At 60.5% G+C, this 12,927-nt stretch carries 10 protein-coding genes; 7 read left to right on the forward strand and 3 right to left on the reverse strand.

Annotation, left to right across the window (positions count from 1 at the left end):
* Positions 1–9 precede the first annotated feature (9 nt).
* Positions 10–1,959, reverse strand: a complete 1,950-nt coding sequence (locus GIV26_RS01525; protein ID WP_054897471.1) for a hypothetical protein — start codon at positions 1,957–1,959, stop codon at positions 10–12.
* Positions 1,960–2,207: 248 nt separating this feature from the next.
* On the opposite strand from GIV26_RS01525, the gene GIV26_RS01530 reads away from it, so the two are divergent.
* From GIV26_RS01530 to GIV26_RS01550, 5 genes are all read left to right on the forward strand, one after another.
* Positions 2,208–3,287 (forward strand): LacI family DNA-binding transcriptional regulator, encoded by a 1,080-nt coding sequence (locus GIV26_RS01530; protein WP_329610231.1) that lies wholly within the window; start codon positions 2,208–2,210, stop codon positions 3,285–3,287.
* Positions 3,288–3,382: 95 nt separating this feature from the next.
* The gene (locus tag GIV26_RS01535) at positions 3,383–4,165 is read left to right on the forward strand and encodes a sugar phosphate isomerase/epimerase family protein (protein ID WP_236279352.1); all 783 of its coding nucleotides are present in this window, start codon (positions 3,383–3,385) and stop codon (positions 4,163–4,165) included.
* Positions 4,158–5,099, forward strand: a complete 942-nt coding sequence (locus GIV26_RS01540) for a sugar kinase (RefSeq protein WP_236279353.1) — start codon at positions 4,158–4,160, stop codon at positions 5,097–5,099. The genes GIV26_RS01535 and GIV26_RS01540 overlap by 8 nt, the downstream gene beginning before the upstream one ends.
* 45 nt (positions 5,100–5,144) lie before the next feature.
* Complete coding sequence (locus GIV26_RS01545) at positions 5,145–6,437, forward strand: MFS transporter (RefSeq protein WP_034127684.1); 1,293 nt, start codon at positions 5,145–5,147, stop codon at positions 6,435–6,437.
* Positions 6,434–7,411 carry a 2-hydroxyacid dehydrogenase gene (locus GIV26_RS01550; RefSeq protein WP_200582859.1) on the forward strand — a complete coding sequence of 326 codons (978 nt, stop codon included), beginning with the start codon at positions 6,434–6,436 and terminating at the stop codon, positions 7,409–7,411. Before GIV26_RS01545 ends, GIV26_RS01550 begins: the two co-directional genes overlap by 4 nt.
* A 646-nt stretch (positions 7,412–8,057) precedes the next feature.
* Here the strand turns inward: GIV26_RS01550 and GIV26_RS01555 are convergent.
* On the reverse strand, positions 8,058–9,716 hold the full coding sequence (locus GIV26_RS01555) for a methyl-accepting chemotaxis protein (RefSeq protein WP_442962894.1): 1,659 nt from the start codon (positions 9,714–9,716) through the stop codon (positions 8,058–8,060).
* Positions 9,717–9,916: 200 nt separating this feature from the next.
* Between GIV26_RS01555 and GIV26_RS01560 the strand changes: the two genes are divergently transcribed.
* The gene (locus GIV26_RS01560; RefSeq protein WP_032901653.1) at positions 9,917–11,347 is read left to right on the forward strand and encodes a nucleobase:cation symporter-2 family protein; all 1,431 of its coding nucleotides are present in this window, start codon (positions 9,917–9,919) and stop codon (positions 11,345–11,347) included.
* A gap of 12 nt (positions 11,348–11,359) precedes the next feature.
* Complete coding sequence (locus GIV26_RS01565) at positions 11,360–11,821, forward strand: LEA type 2 family protein (RefSeq protein ID WP_003190908.1); 462 nt, start codon at positions 11,360–11,362, stop codon at positions 11,819–11,821.
* Between the two features lie 117 nt (positions 11,822–11,938).
* On the opposite strand, the gene GIV26_RS01570 is transcribed toward GIV26_RS01565, so the two are convergent.
* Positions 11,939–12,865, reverse strand: a complete 927-nt coding sequence (locus GIV26_RS01570; protein ID WP_236279354.1) for a carbon-nitrogen hydrolase family protein — start codon at positions 12,863–12,865, stop codon at positions 11,939–11,941.
* Between the last annotated feature and the right edge of the window lie 62 nt (positions 12,866–12,927).

The following is a 12,927-nucleotide window of genomic DNA, read 5'->3' on the forward strand; positions in this document are numbered from 1 at the left end:
CTTATACCTCTAGTCTTCAGGGCCATCACCATTCGGCCCGCAATAGATATTGCCCACTCTTTTACGATCAATTTTTGCATAGCGTAATCTTGAGGAACCTATCACTCTGTTTTTGCGCCACAACGTATAGATAACCGACACCGAACTTCCCGGGCTCTGGGGATCTGGTGACTTGATGGGTTTAATCTTCTCGTCATAGTTGCGTTGTTCGAAGGTATAACCTTTTTTCGCCTCTTCTTCAGTCAGCCGATGCGTCAGGGTATCCGCAGTTGATGTAATCGCCTGTCCCCCTCCCGCAAACTCTTCATAGCCCTGCCACTCCACGACAAGATCGTCATCTTTGCGAAAGACCGTTTCCGGAAGAATCTGGACAGGTATGTGATCCCACATAGCCGGGTTAGCGTCACAGCCTATAAACATATTGCTATTGGCACTTGGAAACTCAACACGCCTTAATACCTGTGGAGGGACAACATCGACCATGACTTCAGTAAAATTGGAAAGCTGCTCATTAACGCCGTTGAATGTCGAGTAGTACACTCGTAGTTTTTCATCATTCCCTGCATCGACAATCACCTGCCAGGGAATATCACTGAACGTCACGCGTACGCCTTCAGCATCGCCACTACCGGTATCCACAATATAACTTGCCACCGGCTTATCCATACTGGGGAAGCCACCCCAGAACAACTCCAACACCTCACCATCACGAGGCTGGTGATAAAGCAGGACGCTGGCATATACGCGCTGATCCTTATCACGTATATCAATATGGTTGTCCGTCTTCGAGCCCTCGCCAAACACAGTCACTGTTGGCAAGTCGAGGTTAAGCAACGCGGGGGCGTTGATATGGTCTTGCCCTGCAACCCTGAAGTCCCAACGGATTAACGTAGGGGGGCTGGGCAACGTGGGCGTATTGCTGCCGTACCGTGTAATGGTGTAGGTGGCCGAACCTTCTGCGAACCCCATGCCCATCGCTATCAACTTCGACCACGGGATACCGGCGCCGAACGGCATCTCGGTAACCTCCTGCGCATCAAGCAGGGTACTGCCCCACCGAATGGTGACAAGATCGCGAGCATTCCAGTTGTCATACTGAACGTTGGCCACCACACCAATCCGCGCATCGTGCCGATTGATCAAGCCACTTGCCATGGCAGGGATGACAAGAGGTTTGAGGTCTGAGGGCGCTTCCTTTAATCGGACTTCAACGGGCGACTGGTCGGACCTGGGGCCTCGATTACCGGAGCGATCTTGAAGGCGCAGGTGAACGTATTGAGTTCCGTTGCGGTACAGGCGAAACAAATCCACAAGAATGGGAATAACAAGTGGGCTATTTTCGTCGGGAAACTCTACATAGCCACTCGGTGCACTGTCAGGTGGAGGACTTTGGTCCGAAATATAATAATAAACCCTGTCATAAGCCCGCCGGCCGAGGTAAGCAGACAATACCAAATCGACTGTGCGATGCCGGGCCGCGTAGTCCTCATCTATCGTACCCACCGGGAAGGCAGGCGTTGGCGGCGTAACGTTATTGTTTGGCGGCGTCCGGTCAATTACCAGGGTACGGAAGTCCGAGGTTGTGGGTATACCGGTTTCGTCGGTGATCCGATAAGCCAGCCGGACGGTACCGTCATTTTCCAGATAGTCGCGCGGCACGGTGACGGAAAAAGGGAAAGGCTTGGTAATGGGGCCATCCCACCGCTCCTTGAAAGGAGGGACACCTTCGCCTCCGCTGCGTGACCAAACGATTTCGACAATATTGAATTCACCGGCCTGCGCAGCGTCATCCCACAGTTGCGGAATGCGCACAACAAGATCGGTATCAAGATATTGATGAGGTATATAACCCTCAGGAATCGGCGGATTAGCATCATCCAGGATGGGCACCTCTATATCGACCAATCGGAAAATGCCGTTGCGTGAAAGTCTACTTCCAGTGGTTTTTTGAGCGCTCATCAGACTCTCCCGTCAGACCGCTTGTACCTACACCCCAAAGGCGTGCTTGCGACCAATTAAACGCGCAATCTGCGGTATCGAATACTGTCAGAACTAACAGGTAGGCACTGCCATTCGTCGCTTGGTAGCTGATTCCACCCACATCGGATGCTTGACGAAACGGTTGACTTGAGGTTTCCTGAAACCGGTTTCAGCCCGGGTATTCCCGACTGAGGCCCAGAAAACTCCAATAAGAAAGGCCCGCGACCGTGACTCCTTTTTCCGCCGCCCAGCGCACCCGTGTCACCATGCTCGACGTCGCCCAACGCGCCGGCGTGTCCAAAGCCAGCGTGTCGCGTTTTATCGGCGATGACCGCGCCCTGCTCTCCGACGCGATCGCGCTGCGCATCGAGCAAGCCATCGAACAGCTTGGCTACCGCCCCAATCAGATGGCCCGTGGTTTGAAACGTGGCCGCACCCGCCTGATCGGCATGCTGGTGGCCGATATCCGCAACCCCTATTCCATCGCCGTGATGCACGGCGTCGAAACCGCCTGCCGTCAGCACGGCTACAGCCTGGTGGTGTGCAACACCGACCGTGATGACGAGCAAGAGCGCCAACACCTGGCGGCGCTGCGCTCGTACAACATCGAAGGCTTGATCGTGAACACCCTGGGCCATCACCTCGACCAACTGCTGGAGCTGCAACAGGAAATGCCTCTGGTGCTGGTGGACCGCAAGGTCGCGCCGCTGCACAGCGACCTGGTGGGCCTGGATAACCCGGCGGCGGTGCGCATGGCGGTGGAACACCTTGAGCAGCAGGGTTACCGCGACGTGCTGCTCGTCAGCGAGACCACCGACGGCACCAGTTCACGTTTGGAGCGCCTGGAGAGTTTCAATCACGAAATTGCCAAGCGCCCGGCGTTGACAGGCGCCGTGGTTGAACTGGATGGCAACCTGGAAAAGCGTCTACAAGCCTTTCTCGCCAACCCCGGCCCCAAGGCACTGTTTTGCGCCAACGGCGTGGCCGCACTGGCCTGCACCCGGGTGCTCAAGGCGCTGGGCTGCGACCTGTTCGGCGAGGTGGGCTTGATCGCCCTGGATGATCTGGACTGGTACCCGCTGGTGGGCAACGGCATCACCGCCCTCGCCCAACCGACGCAAGCGATTGGCGCCAGCGCCTTCGACTGTTTGCTCAAGCGCCTGCGCGGCGATACCGCCCCCACCCGAACCCTGGATTTCTTACCCGAGCTGATTATCCGCGGCTCGACGCCCCCTTATGACCCTGGCTTTACTGTGGCGAGGGAGCTTGCTCCCGCTGCGGTGCGAAGCGCCGCCAAGAGCCGGTGACTGCTGCGCAGTCAAACGGGGGCAAGCCCCCTCGCCACAAACAGTCAGTGTGTTCTTGTTGATAAAAATGAAACCGGTTTCAGAGGTAAACAACAATGCATAAATACCCCGTCTCCATCAGCCTTTCCAGCTACGGCGCCGACCTGGTTCGCCAGCAGGGCCAATTGAGTTTTGTCGCGCTGCTCTGCGCTGCCGGTGCCCAGCGCATTGAATGGCGTGAGGAGCTGCTGACCGAAGAACACCCCGCCACCCTGGCCCAGGCCGCTGCCGCGCAAGGCCTGGACAGCGTGTTTTCCTCGCCCCTGGAACTCTGGGTCGCCGGCCGAGCCCAGCCCAATGCCGAGCTGGCCGCTACCCTGGACCGCGCCCAGGCCTTTGGCTCGGGTTGGCTGAAGGTGTCCCTCGGTTACTTCACCGACACAAACGACTTGGAAAGCCTGCACGCCTTGCTCAATCGCCACCCGGTCAAGCTGCTGGTGGAAAACGACCAGACCCTGCACGGTGGGCGCATTGAACCGATGCAACGGTTTTTTACCGAAGTCGAACGCCTGGGCCTGCCGGTGAAAATGACCTTCGATATCGGTAACTGGCAGTGGCAAGACCAGTCCGCGCTCACTGCTGCGCGGTTGCTGGGCCGGCATGTGGATTACCTGCACTGCAAGGCCGTGGCCCGTCGCGCCGATGGCAAGCTCGTCGCCTTGCCGCCGGGCGCCACCGACCTGCATCTGTGGGAACAACTGCTTAAACACATGACTCAAGGTATTACCCGGGCAGTGGAATTTCCGTTGCAGGGCGATGACCTGATCGAAGTCACCGCGCAACAGGTCGCGACCCTGGCCCGCCTTGGCCAACCCCATGTGGAGAACGCCCATGTCTGAGATCGATATCCTGTCGTTTGGCGAAACCATGGCGATGTTTGTCGCCGAACAGACCGGCGACCTGGCGCAGGTCGGGCAGTTTCACAAACGCATTGCCGGCGCCGACAGCAACGTCGCCATCGGCCTGTCGCGCCTGGGGTTCAACGTGGCCTGGCTGAGCCGCGTGGGTAACGACTCCCTCGGGCGTTTTGTGGTCGATACCCTGACTAAAGAAGGACTCGATTGCCACCATGTGGCCGTCGACCCGCTGAACCCCACCGGCTTTCAACTCAAATCCCGGGAAGAGGCCGGCGCCGACCCTCAAGTGGAGTACTTTCGCAGAGGCTCGGCGGCCAGCCACTTGTGCATCGATGCCATCCATCCGACGCTGCTGCAAGCCCGCCATCTGCACGCCACCGGCATTCCGCCAGCGCTGTCCGATGCCACTCGCGCACTGTCGTTCGAGCTGATGACCCAAATGCGCAAGGCCGGACGCAGTGTGTCGTTCGACCCGAACCTGCGCCCGTCCCTGTGGGCCAGCCAGGCGCAGATGATCCGCGAAATCAATGCGCTGGCTGCTTTGGCCGACTGGGTCCTGCCGGGCCTGGGCGAAGGTCGCCTGCTGACCGGTTTTGACGACCCGGAAGACATCGCCGCGTTCTATCTCGACCAGGGCGCCGAAGCCGTGGCGATCAAGCTCGGCGCCGAGGGCGCCTATTACCGCACCCATATGGACCAGGGTTTTGTCGCCGCCGTACCGGTGGCCAAGGTCGTGGATACCGTGGGCGCCGGCGATGGCTTTGCCGTGGGCATGATCAGCGCCCTGCTGGAAAACTTGAGCTTCCCCGAGGCCGTACAGCGCGGTAACTGGATCGGCAGCCGCGCCGTGCAGAGCCGTGGCGATATGGAAGGTTTGCCGACCCGCGCTGAATTACCCACCCGATCCGTTGCGTGACCCATTACCTGTTGCCACAACTACAACAAGCTCAGGAGCAACCCCATGGAAACCGTGAAACTCGCCACCCGTCGCTGGTGGTACATCATGCCTATCGTGTTTATCACCTACAGCCTGGCCTACCTCGACCGCGCCAACTACGGCTTCGCCGCCGCGTCCGGCATGGCCGAAGACCTGATGATCACGCCAGGCATGTCTTCGCTGCTCGGTGCGCTGTTTTTCCTTGGCTACTTTTTCTTCCAGGTGCCGGGGGCGATCTACGCGCAAAAGCGCAGCGTCAAGAAACTGATCTTCGTCAGCCTGATCCTCTGGGGCGGCTTGGCGACACTGACTGGCGTGGTGTCCAACGCCTACATGCTGATCGTCATCCGCTTCATGCTCGGGGTGGTCGAGGCCGCCGTGATGCCGGCCATGCTGGTGTACCTGTGCCACTGGTTCACCCGTGCCGAACGCTCACGGGCCAACACGTTCCTGATCCTCGGCAACCCGGTCACCATGCTGTGGATGTCGGTGGTGTCGGGCTACCTGGTGCAGCATTTCAGCTGGCGCTGGATGTTCATCATCGAGGGCCTGCCGGCGGTGTTGTGGGCGTTTATCTGGTGGAAGCTGGCCGATGAGCGCCCCAAGGATGCCAAGTGGCTGAGCGACGCCGAAAAGCACAGCCTGGAAACCGCCCTCGCCGCCGAGCAGGTGGGGATCAAGGCCGTGAAAAACTACGCCGAGGCGTTCCGTTCGCCCAAGGTGATCATTCTCGCGTTGCAGTTTTTCTGCTGGAGCATTGGCGTGTACGGCTTCGTGCTGTGGTTGCCATCAATCCTCAAGGCCGGTTTGCAGATGGACATGGTCGAAGCCGGCTGGCTCTCGGCCCTGCCCTATCTGGCGGCGGTGATTGGCATGCTCGTGGTGTCCTGGGGTTCGGACAAGCTGCAGAAACGTAAGCGTTTTGTCTGGCCGCCGCTATTGATTGCGTCGATTGCCTTCTACGCGTCCTACGTGCTGGGCGCCGAACACTTCTGGTGGTCCTACACACTGCTGGTGATCGCCGGGGCCTGCATGTATGCACCCTACGGCCCGTTTTTCGCCATCGTCCCGGAAATCCTCCCGGCCAACGTCGCCGGTGGTGCCATGGCGCTGATCAACAGCATGGGCGCCCTGGGCTCGTTCGGTGGCTCATACCTGGTGGGCTACCTCAACAGCAGCACCGGCTCGCCCGGCGCTTCGTACCTGCTGATGAGCGGCGCGCTGCTGCTTTCCGTGGTGCTGACGATTTTCCTCAAGCCCGGCGCCAGTGACCGCTCGCCGACGCCAACCCTGGAGTTGAAGGTAAAAACCTCATGAAAAAATCTGTCGTGCTGTACAAAAAACTGTCCACGCCGCTCATGGCTCGCCTGCACGAACAGGTCGACGTCACGCTGATTGACGCACTGGATGAAACCGGCCTGGCCAAGCTGCGCGATGCCCTCCCCACCGCCCACGGCCTGCTGGGTGCAAGCCTGCGCCTGGATGCCCAGTTGCTCGACCTGGCACCCAAGCTGGAAGCAGTGGCCAGCGTCTCGGTGGGCGTCGACAACTACGATATCGATTACCTGACCCAACGCGGCATCCTGCTCAGCAACACCCCGGACGTACTCACCGAAACCACCGCCGACACCGGCTTTGCGCTGATCCTGGCCACCGCCCGGCGCGTGGTCGAGCTGGCCGACATGGTGCGCGCCGGCCAATGGAACAAAAACATCGGCCCGGCGCATTTTGGCAGCGATGTACATGGCAAGACCCTGGGCATTATCGGCATGGGCCGCATCGGCGAAGCCCTGGCCCAACGCGGGCATTGTGGCTTCGGCATGCCAGTGATCTACCACAGCCACTCGCCCAAGCCGGCGGTTGAAGCGCGCTTTGGCGCGCAGTACCGCAGCTTGCAGGACTTGCTCAAAGAGGCTGATTTTGTCTGCCTGACCCTGCCGTTGACCGCTGAGACCGAGAAGTTGATTGGCGCCGAGGAATTCGCGCTGATGGGGCCGGAGACGATTTTTATCAATATCTCCCGAGGCAAGGTGGTGGACGAGGCGGCACTGGTGCAGGCGTTGCAGCAACGCACTATTCGCGCGGCGGGGTTGGATGTGTTTGAGAAGGAGCCGCTGGATCACGCGTCGCCGTTGTTGCGGTTGAACAATGTGGTAGCCACGCCGCATATTGGTTCGGCCACCCATGAGACGCGGGAGGCGATGGCCAAGTGTGCGGTGGAGAATCTCCTGGCGGCATTGGCTGGCGAAAAGCCGGTAAACCTGGTGAATCCAGGGGCATGGCGGCACTGACACAACACAAGAGCAAAGGTGGAAGCTGGCTTGCCTGCGATAGCCATAAGTATCTACACAACTCTGAAGCGATCGACGGTAACCACGATGCTAAGCGAGCCGCTCTTGATCTGGCTTTTGATCTGAAGCGCCCCGTCAAACCACGCTGGCCGAACGCAGGCTTGAAGTCGTGGGCAACCCGGCAGGACGCCGGGTTAGCCGCCCCGCGCCATGGATGGCGCGTGGCGGCGGCCCACGACTTCAAGCCTGCGTTCGGGCACACCGAGCCTAGGCGAGGTGCCGAGTGGTGGGGCGAAGGCCTTTTGGTTACTTTTGGGCCTTTCCAAAAGTGCCCCGCTGTAAGAGCGGAACCATAGGTGGCCGTTACCGCAGGAACGGATATGTACGCGGTCAGATCCAACATCCTGGTCGGCTGTAAGGCCGCCATCGCAGGCAAGCCAGCTCCCACATTTGGATTGCGGCGCGTCAGTTAGATCAGCGTCGGCTGTCAGTCCGTCACGGGAGCAAGCGCCCTCGCCACAGGTCCAGCACCGGCCCAAGTTGTGTAGATCCCTATGCTGCGATAGCGGTAAGCCAACCCATGATGTGCCGACTGTAAGATTGCTATCGCAGGCAAGCCAGCTCCCACAGGGTGTTGTGGCAGCAGTTAGACGACGAACCTCGCCACCATCCCATTCAAATCCACCGCCAGCCTCGACAGTTCATGGCTGGCCGCGCTGGTCTGGTTGGCGCCCGCCGCCGACTGGGTGGCCAGGTCGCGGATGTTGACCAGGTTGCGGTCCACCTCGCGGGAGACCTGGGCCTGTTCTTCCGAAGCGCTGGCAATCACCAGGTTGCGTTCGTTGATCAGGCTGATGGATGCAGTGATCTGCTCCAGTGAGGCGCCGGCTGCGCGTGCCATTTCCAGGGTGGTCTGGCTGCGCTGGTTGCTCTGCTGCATGGACTGCACCGCCTCCCCGGTACCGTTCTGGATGCCGGCGACCATTTTCTCGATTTCCTGGGTCGACTGCGCGGTGCGATGGGCCAGGGCGCGCACTTCATCGGCGACCACCGCAAAGCCCCTTCCGGCCTCGCCGGCACGGGCGGCTTCAATCGCTGCGTTGAGCGCCAGCAGGTTGGTTTGCTCGGCAATCGCGCGGATCACATCCAGCACCTTGCCGATATCCCGGCCCTGAGCGGCCAGGCCCTCGATCATCGCGGAGGTGTTCTGCACGTCCTGAGTCATGGTCTGGATCGCGCCGACGGTTTCCATCACCCGATCACGGCCTTCCCGCGCCGCCTGGTTGGACTGCCCGGACGCCTCGGAGGTGGAAACCGCGTTACGCGCCACCTCCTCCACTGCCGCCGTCATCTCATTGACGGCCGTGGCGGCCTGGTCGATTTCATTGTTCTGCTGTTGCAGGCCACGGGAGGCCTCCTCGGTGACCGCGCTCAACTCTTCCGCCGCCGAAGCCAGTTGCGTGGCCGAACCCGCGATGTGCTGGATGGTCTGGCGCAGGCTGGCTTGCATGGTCGACAGCGCACTGAGCAACCGCGCCGGTTCGTCCTTGCCATCGTCCTCGATGGTTTTGCTGAGGTTGCCGGCGGCGATGGTCTCGGCCACTTCCACGGCCTTGCGCAGCGGGGTCACGATGCTGCGGGTCAACAACCAGGCCAGCAGCACGGTGAGCAATGCCGCCACCACGGAGACCGCCACCACGCCGGTGATCGCGCCCTCGTAGCTTTGCCCAGCATCCTCGTCGGCCTGCTTGGCGTCGGCCGCATTGATGGCGATCAGCTTGTTCAGTTGCTCGCCCATCTGGTCAGTGCCGTCCTTGATACGGCTGTTGATCAGGGCGCGCATCTCATCGACCTTGCCCTGCTTGGACAATGCCACCATCTCGGCCTGGGCTTTGAGGTAGTTGTCCAGGGTGACGCCGAAGGCTTTGTACAGCGCAGCCTCCTCCGCGCCCGCAGGCAGCGTGGCGTATTTGGCCTGGGCGGTCTTGACCTTGTCAGCCAGCACGCCAATGCGCGTCTCGGCTTCCTGCAGGGCGGCAGGCTCGCGGTTGACCAGCACGCGAAACGACAGGATGCGCATGCGCAGCACGTTTTCGGTGATGGTGCCCAGGTGAGTCATGCTGGGCAGCTGGTTCGCGCTCATGTCCTGGGAGGATTGGCGCATTTGCGTCATACGGTTGACCGCAAACACGCCCAACAGCACCACTAGAACCGCAATGAAGGCAAAACCGATAAACGCACGAGGGGCAATATTCAGGTGACGGAGGGACATAGGGCTGCTCTCAGAAGTAGTGTTTGCGAGCATCCTTGCCGCGAAACGATCCGTCAGCGTCAACGCGCTGCCCAGACCTTGGTCACCACTGTTGTCGTTGTAGTGTGGGCCTATGCTTGATATCGGCTGGGCCACGGCTTTAGCGCAGGGTTTTTATAAATATTTTTTTACACTTCAGGCGCCTGGCACTTTCTGGCATCCTGCGCCTCCATTTTCTGACCCGAGCCATCATTTTGTCTGACGCTCAAGCCCCCCGCCCGCGCTATAAATCCGACCTCATGTACGGCCTCGAAGACCGCCCGCACTTCACCGCCGCGATTTTTGCCGCGTTGCAGCATGTGTTGGCAAGTTTTGTCGGCATCATCACGCCCACCCTGATCGTCGGCGGCGTACTGGGGCTGGAAAGCGAAGTGCCGTACCTGGTGAGCATGGCGCTGTTTGTATCGGGGCTTGGCACCTTTGTGCAGGCGCGCACTTTCGGGCCGGTGGGTTCGGGGCTGTTGTGCCTGCAAGGCACCAGTTTTTCTTTTATCAGTGTGATTTTGAGCGCCGGGTTCATGGTCAAGGCCCGGGGCGGCGGCACCGATGAAATCCTCTCGACGATCTTTGGCATCTGCTTTTTCGCGGCGTTTATCGAAGTGGTGCTCAGCCAGTTCATCGGCAAACTGCGCAAACTGATCACCCCGGTGGTGACCGGCACCATCATCACCTTGATGGGCTTGTCGCTGATCAAGGTGGCAGTCACCGACATGGCTGGCGGCTATGGCGCCAGCGACCTCGGCGCCGCAGGCAACATGGGCCTGGCGGCTTTGGTGCTGCTGACCATCGTGGTACTCAACCGCTTCAACAACCCGTTCCTGCGCCTGGGTTCGATCGTGATCGGCCTGACCCTGGGCTTCGTAGTGGCGTGGCTGCTGGGCCGCGTCGACATGGCCGCCCTGCCCCAGGTGCCGCTGATCAGCGTGCCGGTGCCGTTCAAGTATGGTTTCTCGTTCGACTGGGTGGCGTTTATCCCGGTGGCGGTGATCTTCCTGATTTCGCCCCTGGAAGCCGCCGGTGACCTGACCGCCAACTCGATGATTTCCCAGCAACCGGTCAAGGGCCCGCTGTATATCAAGCGCATCAAGTCCGGCCTGCTGGCCGACGGCCTGAACTCCGCGATGGCCGCCACCTTCAACAGCCTGCCGATGGTGACCTTTGCCCAGAACAACGGCGTGATCCAATTGACCGGCGTGGCCAGCCGCTACGTGGCGTACTTCATTGCTGGCCTGCTGGTGCTGCTGGGGTTGTTCCCGATGATCGGCGCGGTGCTGCAACTGATGCCCAAGCCCGTATTGGGCGGCGCGACCCTGATCATGTTCGGCACCGTGGCCGTGGCCGGGATCAAGATCCTCGCCGAAGCGGGCCTGCATCGGCGTAATGTGCTGATCGTGGCAATTTCCCTAGGCATGGGCCTGGGCGTCGCCGCGGTGCCCGAAGTGCTGCGCGAGCTGCCCAAGGCGCTGCACAACATCTTCGAATCGCCGATCACCGTGGGTGCATTCTGTGCAATCCTGCTGAACATTTTCCTGCCCGAAGAGTTCATAGAGCTGGAAGAAGATGAATTCGAGCCGGAGTCCTCTACCCTCAAGGTCATGCAGGACCCGGACGTCACCCAAAAGTAGGAGCATTTCTTTATGCGCAAGCTCATGGTTCTATCGCTGTTGCTGCTGACCTTGAGCGCCTGTGCACTGTTTCCCAACCGCGACCCGGTGAACATCAATGTGGTGGGCATCGAGCCGCTGCAAAGCCAGGACCTGGAAGTGCGTTTTGCCGTGAAACTGCGGGTGCAAAACCCCAATGAAGCGGCAATCGACTACAACGGCGTGGCCCTGGACCTGGAGGTCAATGGCCGGCCACTCGCTTCTGGCGTCAGCGATCAGGCTGGCAGCATCCCACGCTTTTCTGAAACCGTACTGATGGTGCCGGTCAGCGTTTCGGCGTTTTCGGTGTTGCGCCAGACCCTGGGCCTGAGCCAGACCCAAAGCCTGAACAACCTGCCCTACGTGCTGCGCGGCAAACTGGCGGGAGGCCTGTTTGGCACCATGCGCTTTGTAGAGCGTGGCACCCTGGACTTGCCGAACACCGCCACCTGGTAAGTGGCTGAAAACCAAATGTGGGAGCTGGCTTGCCTGCGATGGCGGTGCGTCAGTTACAGAGGAATTGAATGACACGCCGCTATCGCAGGCAAGCCAGCTCCCACAGGTTGATTGCGTTTAGTCAGTGATACAGCGAACGCCTGGCTTGGCGCGCTCGTCTACCACCAATTCAAAAACATCCGGCCGGGCGTAATGCCCCACTACGTCGTAGTCGTAGCGGGCCCGCACCAACTGATCAGTATCGATCTGCGCCGTCAACAACCCCGCCTCGCCCACCAACGGCCCCGCCAAAATATCGCCCATGGGCCCGACGATCACGCTGCCGCCGGCAATCAACGGACGTTCCACCGGCCAGTTGGCAACCTCCACACCCAAGGCTTCGGGCGATGCCTGCACCTGGCAGGCGCTGACCACAAAGCAACGCCCTTCATGGGCAATATGGCGCATGCTCACCTGCCACATTTCGCGCTCGTCCACGGTGGGTGCACACCACACCTGAACGCCCTTGGCATACATCGCGGTGCGCAGCAACGGCATCATGTTTTCCCAGCACACCGCGCCGCCGATACGCCCCACCGCGGAGTCGATCACCGGCAGGGTCGAGCCGTCGCCCCTGCCCCAGATAAGCCGCTCGGTGCCGGTCGGCATCAGCTTGCGGTGCTTGGCCACCAGGCCGTGCGAGGGTTCGAAATACAACACCGTGCAGTACAGCGTGCTGCCACTGCGTTCGATCACGCCCAGCACCAGGCTGGCACCGGTACGCGCCGACATCCCGGCCAGCGCCTCGGTCTCTGGCCCCGGCACGTCAATGGCATTGGCAAAATACCGCGCAAAGGCTTCCCGGCCCTCGGGCAGGCGATAACCCAATTGCGTGCCAAAGCTTTCGCCCTTGGGATAGCCGCCCAGCAACGCCTCGGGCATGACCACCAAGTGCGCGCCACTGCGCTGGATTTGATCCTGATAGGCCAGGATCTGCGCCAGGGTTTCAGCCTTGCCGCCAGGCAAGGCGCCGATTTGCAGGGCTGCGACAGTCGATACGGGCATCAGGCTCACTCCGATAGATAGGGGTTGCCCATTCTCCAGCCAGACTCGATCATGAATAAAGC

It is taken from the genome of Pseudomonas sp. PA-1-3F (assembly GCF_021609665.1).
Taxonomy (GTDB): domain Bacteria; phylum Pseudomonadota; class Gammaproteobacteria; order Pseudomonadales; family Pseudomonadaceae; genus Aquipseudomonas; species Aquipseudomonas paracarnis.

Bases quoted from the DNA above. Each gene is read 5' to 3' on its own strand.
- GIV26_RS01555 (WP_442962894.1), bottom strand. From the start codon at position 9,716: ATGCTCGCAAACACTACTTCTGAGAGCAGCCCTATGTCCCTCCGTCAC.
- GIV26_RS01545 (WP_034127684.1), top strand. From the start codon at position 5,145: ATGGAAACCGTGAAACTCGCCACCCGTCGCTGGTGGTACATCATGCCT.
- GIV26_RS01535 (WP_236279352.1), top strand. From the start codon at position 3,383: ATGCATAAATACCCCGTCTCCATCAGCCTTTCCAGCTACGGCGCCGAC.
- GIV26_RS01565 (WP_003190908.1), top strand. From the start codon at position 11,360: ATGCGCAAGCTCATGGTTCTATCGCTGTTGCTGCTGACCTTGAGCGCC.
- GIV26_RS01525 (WP_054897471.1), bottom strand. From the start codon at position 1,959: ATGAGCGCTCAAAAAACCACTGGAAGTAGACTTTCACGCAACGGCATT.
- GIV26_RS01540 (WP_236279353.1), top strand. From the start codon at position 4,158: ATGTCTGAGATCGATATCCTGTCGTTTGGCGAAACCATGGCGATGTTT.
- GIV26_RS01550 (WP_200582859.1), top strand. From the start codon at position 6,434: ATGAAAAAATCTGTCGTGCTGTACAAAAAACTGTCCACGCCGCTCATG.
- GIV26_RS01570 (WP_236279354.1), bottom strand. From the start codon at position 12,865: ATGCCCGTATCGACTGTCGCAGCCCTGCAAATCGGCGCCTTGCCTGGC.